Source organism: Variovorax beijingensis (assembly GCF_003951285.1).
Taxonomy (GTDB): Bacteria; Pseudomonadota; Gammaproteobacteria; order Burkholderiales; family Burkholderiaceae_C; genus Variovorax; species Variovorax beijingensis.
Map to the genome: position 1 here is coordinate 1 of NZ_RXFQ01000036.1, position 17,004 is coordinate 17,004.

14 protein-coding genes are annotated in these 17,004 nt (G+C 71.0%); 4 read left to right on the forward strand and 10 right to left on the reverse strand.

Annotated elements, in window-relative coordinates; translation table 11 throughout:
* The 3 genes from EJO66_RS31355 to pedF form a co-directional block, all read right to left on the reverse strand.
* Nucleotides 1-372 (reverse strand): acetyl-coenzyme A synthetase N-terminal domain-containing protein (locus EJO66_RS31355; protein WP_276312035.1); only part of this gene is annotated, 372 nt, incomplete at its 3' end.
* A gap of 82 nt (nucleotides 373-454) precedes the next feature.
* On the reverse strand, nucleotides 455-1,315 hold the full coding sequence (locus tag EJO66_RS31360) for a substrate-binding periplasmic protein (protein ID WP_124962244.1): 861 nt from the start codon (nucleotides 1,313-1,315) through the stop codon (nucleotides 455-457).
* 10 nt (nucleotides 1,316-1,325) lie between these two features.
* Complete coding sequence (gene pedF / locus EJO66_RS31365; RefSeq protein WP_124962245.1) at nucleotides 1,326-1,820, reverse strand: cytochrome c-550 PedF; 495 nt, start codon at nucleotides 1,818-1,820, stop codon at nucleotides 1,326-1,328.
* Between the two features lie 277 nt (nucleotides 1,821-2,097).
* Between pedF and EJO66_RS31370 the strand changes: the two genes are divergently transcribed.
* The 4 genes from EJO66_RS31370 (at nucleotide 2,098) to EJO66_RS31385 (ending at nucleotide 8,502) form a co-directional block, all read left to right on the forward strand.
* Nucleotides 2,098-4,218, forward strand: a complete 2,121-nt coding sequence (locus EJO66_RS31370) for a sigma-54-dependent Fis family transcriptional regulator (RefSeq protein WP_125967131.1) — start codon at nucleotides 2,098-2,100, stop codon at nucleotides 4,216-4,218.
* A 245-nt stretch (nucleotides 4,219-4,463) separates the two neighbouring features.
* Nucleotides 4,464-5,396: a pyrroloquinoline quinone biosynthesis protein PqqB gene (gene pqqB / locus EJO66_RS31375; RefSeq protein WP_125967132.1), complete on the forward strand. Its 933-nt coding sequence runs from the start codon at nucleotides 4,464-4,466 to the stop codon at nucleotides 5,394-5,396.
* The gene (locus tag EJO66_RS31380; protein ID WP_125967133.1) at nucleotides 5,393-7,498 is read left to right on the forward strand and encodes a 4Fe-4S binding protein; all 2,106 of its coding nucleotides are present in this window, start codon (nucleotides 5,393-5,395) and stop codon (nucleotides 7,496-7,498) included. Before pqqB ends, EJO66_RS31380 begins: the two co-directional genes overlap by 4 nt.
* Nucleotides 7,495-8,502: an FAD:protein FMN transferase gene (locus tag EJO66_RS31385; RefSeq protein WP_125967134.1), complete on the forward strand. Its 1,008-nt coding sequence runs from the start codon at nucleotides 7,495-7,497 to the stop codon at nucleotides 8,500-8,502. The genes EJO66_RS31380 and EJO66_RS31385 overlap by 4 nt, the downstream gene beginning before the upstream one ends.
* A 12-nt stretch (nucleotides 8,503-8,514) precedes the next feature.
* On the opposite strand, the gene EJO66_RS31390 is transcribed toward EJO66_RS31385, so the two are convergent.
* The 7 genes from EJO66_RS31390 to EJO66_RS31420 form a co-directional block, all read right to left on the reverse strand.
* Nucleotides 8,515-8,859, reverse strand: coding sequence for a high-potential iron-sulfur protein (locus EJO66_RS31390; protein ID WP_125967135.1), 345 nt, complete (start codon nucleotides 8,857-8,859; stop codon nucleotides 8,515-8,517).
* A 10-nt stretch (nucleotides 8,860-8,869) separates the two neighbouring features.
* Nucleotides 8,870-10,663 (reverse strand): PQQ-dependent methanol/ethanol family dehydrogenase, encoded by a 1,794-nt coding sequence (locus EJO66_RS31395; RefSeq protein ID WP_125967136.1) that lies wholly within the window; start codon nucleotides 10,661-10,663, stop codon nucleotides 8,870-8,872.
* A gap of 257 nt (nucleotides 10,664-10,920) precedes the next feature.
* Nucleotides 10,921-12,447, reverse strand: coding sequence for a PepSY-associated TM helix domain-containing protein (locus EJO66_RS31400; protein WP_125967137.1), 1,527 nt, complete (start codon nucleotides 12,445-12,447; stop codon nucleotides 10,921-10,923).
* The gene (locus tag EJO66_RS31405) at nucleotides 12,444-12,743 is read right to left on the reverse strand and encodes a DUF3649 domain-containing protein (protein WP_125967138.1); all 300 of its coding nucleotides are present in this window, start codon (nucleotides 12,741-12,743) and stop codon (nucleotides 12,444-12,446) included. Before EJO66_RS31405 ends, EJO66_RS31400 begins: the two co-directional genes overlap by 4 nt.
* Nucleotides 12,743-15,208 (reverse strand): TonB-dependent siderophore receptor, encoded by a 2,466-nt coding sequence (locus EJO66_RS31410; protein WP_240648929.1) that lies wholly within the window; start codon nucleotides 15,206-15,208, stop codon nucleotides 12,743-12,745. Before EJO66_RS31410 ends, EJO66_RS31405 begins: the two co-directional genes overlap by 1 nt.
* 123 nt (nucleotides 15,209-15,331) lie before the next feature.
* A complete protein-coding gene (locus EJO66_RS31415) occupies nucleotides 15,332-16,312 on the reverse strand; it encodes a FecR domain-containing protein (protein ID WP_125967139.1) in 981 nt (326 codons plus the stop codon).
* Between the two features lie 13 nt (nucleotides 16,313-16,325).
* The gene (locus EJO66_RS31420; protein ID WP_125967140.1) at nucleotides 16,326-16,829 is read right to left on the reverse strand and encodes a sigma-70 family RNA polymerase sigma factor; all 504 of its coding nucleotides are present in this window, start codon (nucleotides 16,827-16,829) and stop codon (nucleotides 16,326-16,328) included.
* Nucleotides 16,830-17,004 lie beyond the last annotated feature (175 nt).

Here is a 17,004-nt window from a genome sequence, read left to right on the forward strand (position 1 = left end):
CGCGAGCAGTTCCTTGTAGCTGACGCGGGTGACGGCGCCGTCGTCGGCTTCGAAGACGATGGCGGTCTTGTGCTCGACGGGGGTGCCGATGTGGCGGTCCAGGCAGTTGGCGCTGGCGTTGAGCTCGCCGTCGCCGAACCACTCGTAGAACGGCGCCTTCGACTCGTCGAGTGTCTTCGTGAAGGGCCGGGTCCAGTCCAGGTTGTCCTTGGCCAGGCGGCTCCAGAAGCCTTCGAAGTCCTGTTCGGCCTCCCGGCACAGGGCCTCGTAGGCGGCCATGCCGGCAATGCGCGCGCCGGTGCGGGCGCGGGCGTCGGGCGGGAACACGCGGTTCTCGACCAGGACGGATTCGATGGGGTTGGGCATGCTCATGGGTGTTCGGACGCATCGTCCGTCATTGGGTGGTTGGGGTATCCGCTGGAATGCGCAAGGGCCAGTGCCATGGCTCGCCGGTTCACGGCGCCTGCCAGGCGACGTTTCCTGCTTCGAACATCGTGCGCAGCCGCCCGCCCTGGGCAAGGGCATTGACGCCGGCCTGCAGCGCCTGCGCCAGGTCGGTGGCGTCCTTCTTGACCGCCATGCCCACCGCCCAGCCGTTGCGCTGGATGCGCGGCGAGGGCAGCGGCGCAATCGCAAAGCGCGCGTCGCCGCGCAGCACCGACTCGATCTCCGACGCGAGCCCCGCGGCCGCGGCCACCTCGCCGCGCTGCAGGGCGCGCGCGGCCTCGGTACCGTCCTTCGGCTGGGTGTCGAGCTGGTCGCGGTAGGCGCCGTTGTCGGCGCCGATCATGAGCCAGCCCGCGAGCGTCTTGCCGGACACGGCCACCTTCGCATCGCCCAGCGCCGAGAGCGCGTCCAGCTGCGGCAGGCGGTCGAGCCGCCGCGCCAGCACCACGCGCTCGCGGTAGTACGGCGCGAAGATGAGCGCCTGCGGCGTCTCGTCCATCAGCGGGCGGTCGACCGGGACATGCAGCAGCACGTCGGCCGGGCCGAAGCCCAGGTAGTGGCCGCGCCACACCATGTGGCGCAGGTCGTCGCCCATGTTCTCGTCGGCCAGGAAGGGCAGCAGCGAGAGCTTCACGTCGAGCGCACCGGCCAGCGCGCGCGCCAGCTCGATGTCGATGCCCTCGCCGGCCGCGTGGAACGGCGGCATGTCCTGGTAGATCGCCACGCTCAGCGTGCCGCGTGCGCGGATCCGGTCGAGCGCGCCCGCACGCGCCGTGCCGGCGAGCGCGGCCACGCCGGCGGCCGCGGCCCACTGCAGGCAGGCGCGGCGCGACATGCGCGGGGAAGAAGAAGGAGGAGGTGTGTGCATGGCAGCCGTCTCACATCGGCTTGTCGCGCCGCGTCTCCAGGTAGGACTTGATGGCCCAGATCGCCTCCTGGTTCATCGTTCCTTCGAACGGCGGCATGTAGACGGCGCCGTTGCGTGTGCGGCCGCGCCGCACGGTGGTGAGATAGAGGTCGTCGGTCTCCTTCACGCAGGCCGCCTTGCGCGCCGCATCCTTGAGGGTGGCGCAATCGTTGTCGAGCTTGCGCAGGTCGGGCGCGATGCCGCCGGAGATGGCGTCGATGCCATGGCAGCGCGCGCAGTTCTGGTTGTAGGCGGACGTGCCGATCGTGATGGCCCCGCCGTTGCCGCGGAATGGGTTCTCGGCGCGCCACTGCTCGCCGAGCTTCGGCAGCGAGGACGTGTCCACGGCCTGCGGCGTGACATCGCCGTGGGCCCGGGCAGCGCCGGAAAGGGCCATGCCCAGCATCGCCGCCGCCAGCGCGGCGCGGGCCAGGGGCCGCAGGGTTCGTGGATCGGGATTCATCATGTCGGGTCTCCGTTGTAGTGATGGGAACCCGCACAAATTCGCAATCGCTGTGCCAAGGGCCATTGCTTCAAGCGGGAACACAACTTGCCTTGGCTGTAGCGTCCCGGTCGCTGCACAGTGCCCACAAGGGCCGGTTGCTGTGGCATCCTTGCCGCCGCAGCGCCGGGACGGAACACCTGGCCCACGACGGGTGTTCCAAAATGAAGCGACCAGTGAACAGCATTCGAAACTGGCCAGAGACAAGCCGCCCGCAAAAAAGCGGGCCAGGAGACAGCAGATGGTTGATGCCTTTCATGCCCCAGCCAGCCCTTCCCATGGCTGGATCCAGCCATCGGCGCTGGCCGTCACTCCGCCCCAGGCCGGCCGCAGCGAACTGATCCAGCAGTGGCACGAGCGCTGCGCCGCGCTGGGCCTGTCGCGCGTGGAGCGGCCGGACTTCGATCCGCTGCGGCGCAGCGACCTTGTGGTGGCGCGCGAGCGCAACCAGCGGCTGTTCACGCATGCGGCGCCGGTCATGGAGATGCTGCTCGAGCAGATCGTCGACACCGACAGCATGATCGTGCTGGCCGACACCACCGGCACCATCCTGCACTCCGTGGGCGACGACCGGTTCCTGCAGCGCGCCAACAAGGTGGCGCTCACGCCGGGGGTGAGCTGGGCCGAGCATTCCAAGGGCACGAACGCCATCGGCACCACGCTGGTCGAGGAGACGCCGACGGTCGTGCACGGCGGCGAGCACTTCATTCACGCCAACAACTTCCTCACCTGCTCGGCCGCGCCGATCTTCGACCCGCGCGGCGAGATGCTGGGCGTGCTCGACGTCACCGGCGACCAGCGCTCCTACCACCAGCACACCATGGGCCTGGTGCGCATGTCGGCGCGCATGATCGAGAACCAGTGGTTGTCGGACGACTACGGCAACCGCCTGCGGCTGCACTTCCATGGCCGCGCGGAGTTCATCGGCACGCTGCTCGAAGGGATCATCGTGGTGGGCGTGGACGGCAAGATCCTGGGCGCCAACCGCAGCGCGCTGGACCAGCTCGACATGAGCATTGCCGCGCTGCGCATGCAGAGCCTGCCGAGCCTGTTCGGCATCACGGCCTCGGCCGTGTTCGACCACTTCCGCACGCCGCTGCCCACGCCGATGATGCTGCATGCGGCCAACGGGCAGCAGTTCCACGTCAGCGCCCGCTTCAACGGTCCGCAACGCGCGGTGGTGCTGGACATGCCGGTGACCTCGGTGGAAGCGCGCATGCCCACGCCGGCCCACGATGCCGCCGCCGCAGCCGCGCGGCCGCCCTGCCCTTCGGCGCAGGCCCCTTTCTCCGGCCTGCGCTACCTCGACACCGGCGACGCGCAGATCGCGGCCACGCTGCAGAAGGTGCGGCGCGTCATCAACCGCGACATTCCGCTGCTCGTCCTCGGCGAGACCGGCACGGGCAAGGAGCTGCTCGCGCGTGCCGTGCACCAGGACTCGAACCGCGCCCGGCAGCCCTTCGTGGCGGTCAATTGCGCGTCCATCCCCGAATCGCTGATCGAGGCCGAGCTGTTCGGCTACGAGGACGGCGCCTTCACCGGCGCGCGCCGCAAGGGCGCGGTCGGGCGCATCGTGCAGGCCAACGGCGGCACGCTGTTCCTGGACGAGATCGGCGACATGCCGCTGCCCTTGCAGGCGCGGCTGCTGCGGGTGCTGCAGGAGCGCAACGTCACGCCGCTGGGCAGCCTCAAGTCGATCCCGGTGGACATTGCCGTCATCGGCGCCACGCACCGCAACCTGCGCGAGATGATCGATGCGGGCACCTTCCGCGAAGACCTGTACTACCGCCTCAACGGCCTGGTGGTGCGGCTGCCGGCGCTGCGCGAGCGCAGCGACCTGGACGTGGTGGCGCGGCGCATCCTGCTGGCCGAATGCCCGCAGGACACGCCCGGCATCGAGGCCTCGGTGCTCGCGCTCTTCAAGGCCTATGCATGGCCCGGCAACCTGCGCCAGCTCGCCAACGTGCTGCGCACCGCCGCCGTGATGGCCGCGGGCGAAAGCCACATCTGCGAGCACCACTTGTCGGACGACTTCCTGGAGGATGTGCGGCGCGTGCGCTCCCCGGCCGCGCCCGCCGCGGCGGCATTCGCACCCGCACCCTCTCCCGCGCCGGACTTTGCTGCAACGCAGGCGGCCTGCGCCCCTGCCGCGCCCGAGCCCATGCCGCAACCCGTGCAAGATGCCCCCGAACCATCGCCCGCTGCCGCCCCGAGCGCCCCGCGCACGCTCGAGGAAGCCGAGATCGACATGATCCGCAGCGCCCTCGCGGCGGCCGACGGCAACATCTCGGTCGCCTCCAAGCGCCTGGGCATCAGCCGCAACACCATCTACCGCAAGCTGCGCTGGAACAAGGCCGACTGACACAGGCCCTGTGAGGGCCGGGGGGGGAAACCCTGTGCCAGCGCCGCACGGCGCTGTACCAGCCTGGAGCAGTTCGCGCGGGCGGCGCTTTTTTCGGGCCGTTTTCTCGGGGCTTCTCAGGGCAATCCCGCGCTTGCGGCGCGCTTCGCGCAGCGCGCCGCGCGGGCATGCGACTTGCGCCATGCCACCGTACAGCCCACACGAGGAGACTTCATGCAACGGCCGGCCCCCGCGTTCGAGGATTCATGAAAGTCCTGGTCCTCGGCTCCGGCGCGGGCGGCGGTTTTCCGCAGTGGAACTGCAACTGCCGGCTGTGCGCGGGCCAGCGCCAGGGCGTGCTCGATGCCTGCGCGCGCACGCAAAGCTCGATCGCCGTGTCCGCCGACGGCGAATCGTGGGTGCTGCTCAATGCCTCGCCCGACATCGGCCAGCAGATCCGCAGCCACGCCCAGCTGCATCCGCGGCATGGCCTGCGCGACACGCCGATCAAGGCGGTGGTGCTGATGGACGCGCAGATCGACCACGTCGCCGGGCTGCTCGGGCTGCGCGAAGGGCCCCGCATCGACCTCTATGCCACGCCCTGCGTGTTCGAGGACCTGACCACCTCCTTCCCCGTGCTCGGCGTGCTGGAGCACTACTGCGGCACGCGCTGGCACATGCTGGCGGTGGCCGGCACGCAGACGCGCGTCGACTTCGGCGTGGCCGGCTTTCCCTCGCTGCGTTTCACCGCCGTGGCCATTCCCGGCAAGGCGCCGCCCTATTCGCCGCACCGCCGCGAGCAGGCCGTGGGCGACAACATCGCGCTGCTGATCGAGGACCTGCAGAGCGGCCAGCGCCTTTTCTACGCGCCGGGCCTGGCCGAGGTCGGCCCCGAGGAGCTGCGCTGGATGCACGACGCCGACTGCCTGCTGCTGGACGGCACCTTCTGGACCGAGGACGAGATGCGCCACGCCGGCCTGGGCACCCGCACCGCCAGCGACATGGGCCATCTGCCGCAGACCGGCACCGGCCCGCGCGCCGGCATGGTGGATGCGCTGCTGGCCACGCCGGCGCGGCGCAAGGTGCTGATCCACATCAACAACAGCAACCCGATCCTCGATGCCGCGAGCGCGCAGCGCCAGCTGCTCGAACGCCATGGCATCGAGGTGGCCTACGACGGCATGGAGATCGCGCTGTGACCGGGCGGCGCCTCCTGGCGGCGGTGCTGCTGACGGGCATGGCGCTGGCGGCGCAGGCGGGCGTGATGACGCGCGCCGCGCTGCAGCGGCATTTCCCGCCGCCGTGGACCGTGGGCGAGAAGGACGCGCAGCTGCCGGTCTGGCCGATCTTCAAGCAGGACATGACCAGCCCGGTGCTCGCGGGCTACGTCTTCGAGTCGACCGACCTGGCGCCGATCCCCGGCTTCTCGGGCACGCCGATCAACCTGCTGGTGGCGCTGGATGCGAAGGGCGCGTTCCTCGACGTGCGCGTGCTCTCGCACCACGAGCCGGTGTTCCTCGAGGGGCTGGGCGAAGGGCCGCTGCTGCGGTTCGCCGAGCAGTACAAGGGGCTGTCGCTGCGGCAGAACATCAAGATCGGCTCCAACGCCAACCGCGGCGAGCAGCACGGCAGCGCCAACGTCTACATCGACGGGGTCGCCAAGGCCACCGCGTCGGTGCGCATCCTGCACCAGAGCCTGCTGGCATCGGCGCTGCGCGTGGCGCGCGCCCGGCTCGGCTTTGCCGCGGGCAGCGACCCGGCCCTGCTGGCGCGCGTGCGGCGCGACGGCTTCCGGCCGATGGACTGGGACGCGCTGCTGCAGGCCGGGCTGGTGCAGCGCGTGCGGCTCTCGCGCGGCCAGGTGGAACGGGCCTTCGCGGGCACGGGCGTCGAGGAGGCAGAGGGCACCGGCGCGGCCTCCGGCGAGACCTTCAGCGAGCTGTACCTGGCCTACCTGAACGTTCCGGCCGTGGGCCGCAACCTGCTGTCGGAAGCGGGCTGGCAGCACCTGCTCGGCCGCATCGACGAGGGCGACCATGCGCTGCTGGCGATCGCCACCGGCCGCTACACCTTCGTGGGCGACCGCTTCGTGCGCGGCGCCGTGCCGGACCGCCTGACGCTCAGGCAGGGCGAGCTGCCGCTGGAGCTGCGCGACCTCGACCTGGACGATCCGCTGCGGCTGCCGGCCGCGCTGCGGCGCGCCGATGCCAAGGTCTTCCGCGTCATCGGACCGGCCGGCCTGGACCCGGCCCGGCCGCTGGACTTTGCGCTGCGCGTGACGCGCGAGAAAGGCATGCTCTACGGCGAGCGGGTGAGCCGCGACTTCGCCCTGCCCTACCGGCTGCCGGTCGACCAGGTGATTGCGCCGCAGGACGAGGCCAAGGGCTGGCAGGCCGTGTGGCATGCGCGCGCCTGGGAACTGGCGGTGCTCGCGGGCGCGCTGGCGCTGCTGGCGGTGGTGCTGGCGCGGCCGCGCTGGATCGTCGCCACGCCCGCGCGCCTGGCGCGCTTTCGCACCGGCTACCTGGTCTTCACGCTGGTCTTCATCGGCTGGTTCGCGCAGGGCCAGCTCTCGATCGTCCACGTCACCGCCGCGATCCAGGCGCTGGCGGCCGGGCGCTCGCTGGGCTTCCTGCTGTACGACCCGATGAGCGTGGCGCTGTGGGCCTTCGCCGCGCTCACGCTGGTGGTCTGGGGACGCGGCACCTTCTGCGGCTGGCTCTGCCCCTTCGGTGCGCTGCAGGAACTCGCGGCGCAGCTCGCGCGGCGCGCGGGCCTGGGCAAGCGCCTGCGGCCGCACCGCGACCTCGATGCGCGGCTCAAGCGGCTCAAGTACGCGGTGCTGGCCGTCGTGCTGATGCTGGCGGCCGTCTCGCCGGCGTGGACCGACCGGGCGGTCGAAGTCGAGCCCTTCAAGACCGCGATCACGCTGAACTTCGTGCACGCCTGGCCCTTCGTGGCCTGGGCAGGCGGCCTGGTGCTGCTGAACCTGGTGCTCTACAAGGGCTTCTGCCGCTACCTGTGCCCGCTCGGCGCGGGGCTCAAGCTGCTCGGGCATGCGCGGCTGCTGAAGTGGATTCCGCGCCGCGCCGAATGCGGCACGCCCTGCCAGACCTGCCGGCACCGCTGCGAGTACCAGGCGATCAAGCCCGACGGCGCGATCGTCTATGGCGAGTGCTTCCAGTGCCTGGACTGCGTGGCCATCCACGACAGCCCGCAGCGCTGCGCGCCGCTGATCGCGCGCGGGCGCCAGCGGGTGATTCCGGTGCACGCGGCGGCCGCCGTCCGGAGTGCGGCATGAAGCGGCGCCGGCTGCTGCGCCTGTCGCTCGGCCTGGGCGCGCTGGCCGGTGGCGCGGCCCTGGCGCCGGCCGTCACCGCGCTGCACTGGGGCCGGCGCGACCTGCTGGGCTTCGGCACCGCGCTGAGCCTGCAGGCCGGGCACGAGCGCCGGGCGGTCGTGGAACGCGCGCTGGACGAGGGCGTGGCGCTGCTGCGCCGCATCGAGGCGCAGATGAGCCTGTTCGACCCCGGCAGTGCGCTGTCGCGGCTGAACCGCGAGGGCCGGCTGGCCTCGCCGCCGGCAGAGCTGCTGGCGGTGCTGCGCATCGCGCACGAGGTGTCGCGCGAGAGCCGCGGCGCCTTCGACGTGACGGTGCAGCCGCTGTGGGAGGCCTTCGCGGCCGCCCGGCGCGAAGGCCGCCTGCCGGACGCGCGGGCAGTGGCGGCGGCGCGCGCGCGGGTCGACTGGCGCGCGCTCGATGCGCGGCGCCGGCTGGTGCGCTTCGACGCGCCGGGCATGGCCGTGACGCTCAACGGCATCGCGCAGGGCTACGCGGCGGACTGCGTGCGGCAGGCGCTGGCGGCGCGCGGCATCCGGCATGCGCTGGTCGATGCCGGCGAGTTCGCGCCGCTCGGGCTGCGCGGCGGCACGCGGGCCTGGTCGCTCGGCATCGCCGACCCGCAGGCCGAATCCGCGCTGATCGCGCGGCTGCTGGCCGACGGGCGCTGCGTGGCCACCTCGGCCGACAGCCAGGCCTTCTTCAGCGCCGACCGCCGGCACCACCACATCGTCGATCCGCACACCGGCTATTCGCCGCCGGCCCTGTCGGCCGTGACGGTGGCGGCGCCCAGCGGCGCGCTGGCCGATGCGCTCACCAAGGTGTTCTTCGTTGCGGGGCCAACGGAAGCGCGGCAGGTCGCGCGCCAGTGGCAGGTCGATGCGCTGTGGGTCGACAAGGCCGGGCGCTGGGAGGCCACGCCCGGCCTGCAGATCGAGCCGGCCGCGGGGCGGCCGATGCTGTAGCGCCCGAGCCGCTCAGGCGGGCTTGGGCGCCCAGGCCATGCACCAGCCCTTGGCCGCGATCTGCTTGCGGCCGAACATCGCGCAGCCCGCCCAGGCATCGGAGGGCGTGCCCTGCCACATCGCGCAGTTCACGCACTCCTGCGTGGCCGCATGGCGCGGGTACTTCTTCTTGTCGACGCTCTTGGTGTCGTGCCTGTAGCCCAGCTGCACCGAAGTCTCGTCGCCTTCCTCGGCGCGCGGCGGCGCGGCCAGCACGCGCACCGGCAGCGCCGCCAGCAGGCAGGCGCCCCCGGCCGCGCGGCCGACGAACTCCCGGCGGGAGGCGCCGCGGCGCCCTTCGCTGTTGCGATCCGTCATGCCGCCTCCTTCAGTTGGACGCCACGCGGGCCTCGCCCGCCCGGGCGCTGCGCGTCGCGCCGGCGGAAGGGATCTTGAAGACCCACACCATGCCGCCCTGCTCCAGCAGGTTGACCTTCTTGGCCACCTCGCCGCCCCACAGCGGCACCGCGCCGCCCCAGCCCGAGACCACGGCCACGTACTGCTCGCCGCCCTGCTGCCAGGTGACCGGCGGCGCGACCACGCCCGAGCCGGTCTGGAACTCCCACAGCACCTTGCCGGTCTTGGCGTCGGCCGCCTTCAGGTAGCCCTCGGGCGTGCCCCAGAACACCAGGTTGCCGCCGGTGGTGAGCACGCCGCCCCACAGCGGCGCGCCGTTCTTGATCTCCCAGGCGATCTTGCCGCTCTTGGGATCGATCGCGCGCAGCGCGCCGATGTAGTCCTCGTTGAGCGGCTTGATGGTGAAGCCCGAGCCGAGGTAGGCCGCGCCCTTCTTGTAGGCCACGGGTTCGTTCCAGATGTCCATGCCCCATTCGTTGGCGGGCACGTAGAACATCCTCGTGTCGGGGCTGTAGGCCATCGGCATCTGGTTCTTGCCGCCCAGGAAGCCCGGCGCCGCGAAGACCGAGTTGCCCTTCTTGCCGTCGGCGCTGGCGATGGGGTCGCCCGGGCGGTTCTCGGGCACGAAGTTCGGGCGGCCGGTCTTCAGGTCGATGCCGTTGGCCCAGGTCGTCTTCTTCACGAAGGGGAAGGCGTTCAGCAGCTGGCCGGTGGTGGCGTCGTTCACGTAGAAGTAGCCGTTGCGGTCGGCCTTGCCGCCCACGCGCCGGCCGTCCATGTCGAAGGTGACGAACTCGTTCACGCCGTCGAAGTCCCAGCTGTCGCTGGGCGTGTTCTGGTAGTGCCACTTGATCTGCCCGGTCTTCACGTCGATGGCCACGGTCGCGCACGAGAACAGGTTGTCGCCCTTGCGCAGGTGGCTGTTCCATGGCGCCGGATTGCCGGTGCCGAAGTAGGCCAGGCCGGTCTTGGGATCGAAGGTGCCGCCCAGCCAGGTGGCGGCGCCGCCGGTCTTCCAGAGGTCGCCCGGCCAGCTCTTGTTGACGGTGCCCGAGACGCCCGCCTCCTTCTTGTTGCCGTCGTTGTCGTAGGTGTAGCCCATGTGGCCTTCCACCGTGGGACGCGACCACACCATGCTGCCCGTCCTGGCGTCGCGCGCCTCGACGCGGCCGACGATGCCGAACTCGCCGCCCGACACGCCCGTGAGGATCAGGCCGTTGGCGATGATCGGCGCCGCGGTGGCCGAGTAGCCGGCCGCGTAGTCGTCGATCTTCTCCTTCCAGACCACGTCGCCGGTGTTCTGGTCGAGCGCCACCAGCTGCGCGTCGAGCGTGGCGAAGATCACCAGGTTGTCGTACAGCGCCGCGCCGCGGTTGACCACGTCGCAGCAGGGCATGATGCCCTCGGGCAGGCGGTGCTCGTACTTCCACAGCTTCTTGCCGGTGATGGCGTCGAGCGCGTAGATGCGCGAGTACGAGGCGGTGACGAACATCTTGCCCTTGTGGATCACGGGCTGCGCCTCCTGGCCGCGCTGCTTCTCCCCGCCGAAGGAGAAGGCCCATGCCGGCGCGAGCCGGGACACGGTGCCGGTGTTGACCTGCTTCAGCGGCGAATAGCGCTGGCCCTGGGTATTGACCCCCCAGGTCAGGACGTTGCCGTTCGCCGTGGCTTCGGACTGGATCATCTTGTCCGTGACTTGCGCGCCGGCACTGCCGGCCGCGGCCAGGCCGATGGCCATGAGCGCGTTCAAGAGCTTCAATTGCATGTGATGTCTCCTCGTGGGTGTGGGTAGCGGCTCGGGCGTGCCACGCGGGCATGCCTTCACGGGAGTCCAGGGCAATCTCCATGCCACGCGCGATGCGGCCTTCCAGGGGCTCTTGCGCGCATCGCGCGGACCGCCGGCCGCGGGTTTTCCCGCTGCGTTGCTACAAGGTCGAACAGCGCACGCGCCGCCACCGTTGCATCCCGGCGCAGTGATCGCCGGAAGGCTCCGGCCGTGCAACGGGTGGCTGCGGCAGGGTGCTAGGTGCCGGCCCTGCGCGCGGTCTTCATCGCCATCGCGGCAAGCAGCGCAGCCGTTGCCAGCAGTGCAAGCTCGATTCCCGCGAACACCCAGTCCGCCTCGCGAATGCTGGCGAACAGTTGGCGGCCGCCGACGCACAGGTTCCACAGCGGCAGCGCCGCGCACAGCACGGCAGCGGCGCCGAACTGTTCCGGCCATGCGCGCTGGACAGGCCTTGCGCCCGCGTGGAAGAGCATCAGCGCCCACACGGCGAAGAACAGGTGGATTTCCCACCCGCGGCGATCCGCGAGCTCCGCCGGCAGCAGGCGGTTGCCCCAGAGAAACGCCGCCATCGCCACGGGAAGTCCCGCGATGGCCGCGACGTTGAGCCGCTCCACCCAGCGGCGACCGGCCGGCACGCGTTCAGGATCGGCCCGCTTGGCGCGCCGCTTGACGGTCCACAGCACGAGCCCCGTCGCCACCATGGCCGCGCCGGCCAGGCTCGCCATGAAGTACAGCCAGCGCACCGTGGTGCCGGCAAAGCGCGCCATGTGCAGGCCGTAGAGCACGCCGCGCGTCTCCGCGGCCGGGCCCGAGCGGTCCTTGACCTGCCGCAATGCGCCCTGCGGACCTTCGAACGCCAGGTAGCGCGGGCTGACGGACACGCGCGACGCCTCGCTGCGCACGACCTTCACGCGCGATGCGGCGTCGCCCGGGTGATCGACGACCAGGCGCGCCACGCTGCCGAGGCCCCAGCGCCGCTCGGCCTCGCGCACCATCGCGCCCACATCGGGCAGCGGTGCCGCCGTGCCGCCCGGCGTGCCCGGCGGCATGAGCGCCGTCATTTCGGCGCGCAGCGATTGGCGCGCCTGCGCCGCATCGGGCGCGCTGTCCAGGCCCCAGGGCATGTACAGCGTCATCAGCGTGATCAGGCCGGTGTAGGTGATCAGCAGGTGAAAGGGCAGCACCCACACCGACAGCATGTTGTGTGCATCCAGCCAGGAGCGCGCGCCCTTGCCGCGACGGAAGGTGAAGAAGTTGGTGAAGATCTTCTTGTGCGTGATCACGCCACTGACGATCGCGACCAGCATGAACATGGTGGCCAGGCCCACCAGCCAGCGCGCCGCGACCCGCGGCAGGTAGTGCAGCGAAAAATGAAAGTAGTAGAAGAACTCTCCGCCGGTGGTCTCGCGCGCATGCAGCGGCTTGCCGCTCAGCGGATCGAGCATGGCCCTGCCGTCGCTGGCGCCGGCACGCCACGATGCGGCGACCACGTTCCTGCGTTCGTCCGCCAGGTCGATCACCCATTGGGAGGCGCCCGGTGCGAGCCCCTGCAGGCTTGCGATGGCCAGCGCAGCGCTCGCGGCCGCGTCGGGCAACTGCGCGAGCGCCGGCACTTCGGGCCGCATCCACTGGGAGATCTCCTCCCGGAAGTAGCTCACCGCGCCAGTGAGGAACATCGCGTAGAGAACCCAGCCGAACACGAGGCCGGTCCAGGTGTGCAGGCGGGCCATCGACTGGCGCAGGCTCTTTGCCGCGGTCGTCATGCCCCCGGCCCCCGCCAGACCCAGCACGCCGCCGCCAGCAGCGGCAGCGCGGCCAGCGCCAGACCCAGCCACGCCCGGCGCGCGCTGCGTGCCGCAAACACCCAGATGACCGCGGCCGCGTACGCCACGAAGCTGGCCTGCATGCCTGTGAGCACCGCCTCGACGGTGCCCATGGGCAGCGCCAGCGCCGCGACGCTGGTCAGCACCGCGAGCGCATAGCCGCCGAACAGCGCTGCCGCGATCCGCGACAGGAGTGCGCCTCGGGCACGCCGCACGGCGCCACGCGTCGCCCGCATCAGAAGCGGTAGAGCGCGCTCAGGTTGGCGGTGCGCTCCGCGCTGCGGTAGCAGATGCTGCCGTTGCAATCCATCAGCGACTGCTTGTTCAGCAGGTTGTTGAGGTTGAGCGAGACGCGCCAGGGGCCGCGGTCGAAGCCGAGCGCCAGGTCGACCATCGCGATGCCCGGGTTCGTGATGTTGGCGTTGCCGGTGTCCCAGGCCGAACGCGCCTTGCCGAGGTAGCGCACGCCGAGGGCGGCAAACGCGCGGGTCGAGCCGCCCACCGGGAACGAATACTTGCCCCACACCGATGCGCTGTGCTTCGGCGCGCTCATCTGCGGCAGGCCCAGGTCGCCGTCGTTGCTGCGCGTGATGCGGGTGTCCAGGTAGGTGTACTGGGCGATCAGGCTGATGTTGCTGGTCACATCGGCACGGGCTTCGAGCTCGAGCCCGCGCGACCTGACCTCGCCGGTCTGGATGACTTCCCCGGGCGCCTGCGGCGCTGCCGTGGTCACGTTGCTGCGCACGATGTCGAACACCGATGCCGTGTAGCTGGCGTTCTTTCCGGTCGGCTGGTAGCGCACGCCGGCTTCGATCTGCCGGCCCTTCGAAGGCTTCAGCAGGTTGCCGTTCAGGTCCTTGCCGATCTCCGGCGAGAAGGAGGTGGCGTAGTTCGCATAGGGCGCCCATCCGGACTCGAACAGGTACACGACACCGACGCGGCCGGTGGTGGCGCTGGCCGAGGTGTCGTAGATCTCGCTGCTGTCGCCGGTCCGGCCGAACGTGCGGGTGCCCGTGGCGTCCGCCTTGTCATGCCGCACGCCGGCCGTGAGAACCCAGCGGTCCCATTTGATCTGGTCCTGCAGGTACAGGCCCACCTGCTTCGATGGCACCCTGTCGACATACGGGTCGGCGGCCGGCGCGAGCGGCTGGTGCGTGTACACGGGCGCGAACAGGTTCATCGGCGCCAGCAGGGGGCGGTCGTAGGGGAACTCGTCGGTGGTGCGCGACTTGGCGTAGTCCACGCCCGCCAGCACTGTGTGCGCGAGCGGCCCGCTGCCGAAGCGCGCCTGCACGCGCGTGTCCAGCAGCAAGCCCTTCCAGTGCGTCTCGCGCGGCGAGAAGCTGCGGTTGAGCGTGTAGCCGTCGGCGCGCAGGCCGCGCGGGAACACGTTGGTCTCCGAGCGGTCGAGCTCGCTGTAGCGCATGCTCTGCTGCATCGACCAGGTGTCGTCGAAGCTGTGCTCGAACTCGTAGCCGAGCATCTTGTTGTCGCGCCGCCAGCGGTTGTCGTAGCCGCCGATGTTCACGCGCGGGCTCGGCTGGCCGAACACGCCGGGCTGCTCCAGCTGGTTCTGCCAGGCGTAGGCCTGGTTGTCCTTCTGGTAGCGCCCGAGCAGCGTCAGCTTGGTGCTGGCGCTGGGCTGCCATGTGAGGGCGGGCGCAATGTAGAGCCGGTTGTCGCGGTCATGGTCCAGGCGGGTGTTCGAATCGCGCCCCAGCACCGTGAGGCGGTAGGTCCATTCGCTGCGGCTGTCCAGTGCGCCGCCGATGTCGGCCTTCAGCTGCTTGCGGTTGTACGTGCCGTACTCGATGCCGATCTCGCGCACGGTCTCCGCCGTCGGCCGCTTGCTCACGGCATTGACCATGCCGCCCGGCGGCATCTTGCCGTACAGCACCGACGCCGGCCCGCGCAGCACTTCCAGCCGTTCGAGGCCGTAGGGCTCGATGGGCGCGGCATAGGAGCGCCCGGAGGTCAGCAGGCCGTCCATGAAGACGCCGGCGGTGCCGAGCTCGAAGCCGCGCAGCAGCGAGAACTCGTCGACCGCCCAGGGCTTGAGGTTGGGCGTGACGCCGGCGGTGTAGCGCAGCGCCTCGTCGAGCGACTCCGCCTTGCGGTCGCCGATTTCGTCGGCGGTGATCACGGAGACGGACTGCGGGTTCTCGATCAGCGCCGTGTCGGTCTTGGTGGCCGTGGCGCTGCGCCTGGCGACATAGCCGTTGACGCGGCCCGTGGACGTTTCGCGCTCGGGCGCGGCGGTCACCGTGATGGGTGCCAGCGTGGCGGCGCTGTCGGCCGCGCCGCTGCGCACCACGGGCGCCGCCGTCTTGCGCAGCGCGTAGGCACCGCTGCCCTGCCCCGTCACTTCGTAGCCGCTGCCGCGCAGCACCTGCTCGAAGCCTTCCTGCGCCGTGTAGCGCCCCCGCAGCCCGCCGCTTCGCAGCCCGGCGAGCATGCCGGGCTCGAAGATCAGCTGGACGCCCGTGGCGGCCGCGAACTGCGCCAGCACGTCGGCGAGCGTGCCGCCGGCGATGGCGTACTGGCGCGCGCCGGCGCCCGCCGGCTCGGCCGCGCACACGGGCACTGCAAGCAGTGCCAGCGCGCCGGCCCCGCCCCATGCCGCATGCATGGCAGCGGTGGTGATGGCGGCCGTGATTTTTCCGGTGTGCCGGTGCCGGCGTGCGCTGTGCTGCGATCCCATGGGTCTGCGTCCTGTGATGTCTGTGATGGCGGTCGGCGCATCGGCATCGATGCGTCATTCCTTCTCACACCGGACGAAACAGAAAAAGTGATCACTCCCGGGCGGAATTTTTTGCTGGGCCGGCTAACGCGGCGCCACCGTGACCCAGTAGCGGGTCGTCTGCTCGATGCGCAGCGGCAGCGAGCGCGCCAGCAGCGCGAGCCCGGCATCGGTGTCGGCCAGGGACACGGCGCCGGACACGCGCAGCTCGGCCACCGCGGGATGGCAGCGCAGCACGCCGCTGCGGTAGCGGCTCATTTCGGCGACGACATCGGCCAGGCGCATGCTTCTCGCGAGCAGCATGCCTTGCTCCCAGAGCGCGGCGCTGTTCTCGACAGTGGCCTCGGGGCCGATGCGCCCGGCCTCGAAATCGACCTGCGCGCCGGCGCGCAGCATGCGCGAGGCGCCGTCCACGGGACGTACTTCGACGGCCTCTTCGAACACCGCGACGCGCGTGGTGCGCTCGTCGAGCCGGCGCACGCTGAAGCGCGTGCCCAGCGCGCGCACGGTGCCCTGCGGCGTCTGCACCAGGAAGGGCCGGTAGGTGGGCGACGGGTCGGCGTGCGTGGCGACGAGGATCTCGCCCGCCTGCAGGCGGATGCGCCGTTCGGCGGCGGTGAAGACGATGTCCGCCGCGCTCGCGGTGTTGAGCACCAGGCGCGAGCCGTCGGCCAGCGTCATCGACCTGCGCTCGCCCGTGGCCGTTGCAACATCGGCGGCCCACTCGCGCCAGGGCATGTGCCGCCACGCGAGCCAGCCGGCCGGCGCGGCAATCAGCAACGCGCCCAGCATGCCCATGCCGCGGCGGCGGCTGGGTCGCAGCTGCAAGGCCTGGAAGGCCTCCTTGCCGATGCCCGCCGGCACTTGTGCGAACACCCCCAGCAGGGCCTCCGCCCGCGCCCAGGCCTCGCCGTGCGCCGGGCTCTGCTCGCGCCATCGGTTGAAGTTCGCCTGGGCCTTCTGGGCGTCGTCGCCGTAGCGCAGCCTCATCATCCAGTCGGCCGCCTCGCTCAGGAGCGCGGGGTCCGGGCGGGCCTGCGCCCCCGTCGGCTGCTGGCTGCTCATCGCACCGCTTCGCTCACGCGACCGACATGCAGGCGACCAGCGCCTTGTGGATGTGGCGGCGCACCGTGATCACGGGCATGGCCATGCGCTCGGAAATCTGCTGCAGCGTCAGCTCGTCGAACTGCGCCAGCAGGAAGACCTGCCGCGTGCGGCCCGGAAGGCCGGCCAGCATGGCCTCGATGCGCAGCAGCGATTCGATGATGAGCATCCGGGCCTCTGGCGACGGCGCCTCGGGCTCTGGCAGATGCGCAATCGCTTCCAGGTAGGCCCGCTCCACCTCGCGCCGGCGCCAATGGTCCGCCACCAGCCCCTTGGCGACATGGGTCAGGAAGGCGCGCGGCTCATGCCCGAGGCTGGCGGTGCGCGAGGACGCCATCAGCCGCACGAAGGTGTCGTGCGCCAGGTCGGCCGCATCGCAGGCGTCGCCCAGGCGGCAGCGCAGCCATGCCAGCAGCCAGCCGTGGTGGTCGCTGTAGAGAACTTCGATGGGCTCGGGAGGACGGGTGGCCGCGGGCATGGAACGGTTCCGGCAAGCGGATCCGAAGAAGTGGATGAGAATCGTTTACAAGTATATTGCCAAGCGTCATCGGATCGGGCGGCGGCGATCACCCGGCGCTCGCCTTCATCACCGCATCTATGCGCGGTGCCGAACAGACGCAGTCCGCGCCGGCAGTCATTGTGGCCGGCGTAGC

What these genes read in the sequence shown, in the direction of transcription:
- EJO66_RS31360 (WP_124962244.1), bottom strand. Translation starts at nt 1,315, where the DNA reads ATGCACACACCTCCTCCTTCTTCTTCCCCGCGCATGTCGCGCCGCGCC.
- pedF (WP_124962245.1), bottom strand. Translation starts at nt 1,820, where the DNA reads ATGATGAATCCCGATCCACGAACCCTGCGGCCCCTGGCCCGCGCCGCG.
- EJO66_RS31370 (WP_125967131.1), top strand. Translation starts at nt 2,098, where the DNA reads ATGGTTGATGCCTTTCATGCCCCAGCCAGCCCTTCCCATGGCTGGATC.
- pqqB (WP_125967132.1), top strand. Translation starts at nt 4,464, where the DNA reads ATGAAAGTCCTGGTCCTCGGCTCCGGCGCGGGCGGCGGTTTTCCGCAG.
- EJO66_RS31385 (WP_125967134.1), top strand. Translation starts at nt 7,495, where the DNA reads ATGAAGCGGCGCCGGCTGCTGCGCCTGTCGCTCGGCCTGGGCGCGCTG.
- EJO66_RS31390 (WP_125967135.1), bottom strand. Translation starts at nt 8,859, where the DNA reads ATGACGGATCGCAACAGCGAAGGGCGCCGCGGCGCCTCCCGCCGGGAG.
- EJO66_RS31395 (WP_125967136.1), bottom strand. Translation starts at nt 10,663, where the DNA reads ATGCAATTGAAGCTCTTGAACGCGCTCATGGCCATCGGCCTGGCCGCG.
- EJO66_RS31400 (WP_125967137.1), bottom strand. Translation starts at nt 12,447, where the DNA reads ATGACGACCGCGGCAAAGAGCCTGCGCCAGTCGATGGCCCGCCTGCAC.
- EJO66_RS31405 (WP_125967138.1), bottom strand. Translation starts at nt 12,743, where the DNA reads ATGCGGGCGACGCGTGGCGCCGTGCGGCGTGCCCGAGGCGCACTCCTG.
- EJO66_RS31410 (WP_240648929.1), bottom strand. Translation starts at nt 15,208, where the DNA reads ATGGGATCGCAGCACAGCGCACGCCGGCACCGGCACACCGGAAAAATC.
- EJO66_RS31415 (WP_125967139.1), bottom strand. Translation starts at nt 16,312, where the DNA reads ATGAGCAGCCAGCAGCCGACGGGGGCGCAGGCCCGCCCGGACCCCGCG.
- EJO66_RS31420 (WP_125967140.1), bottom strand. Translation starts at nt 16,829, where the DNA reads ATGCCCGCGGCCACCCGTCCTCCCGAGCCCATCGAAGTTCTCTACAGC.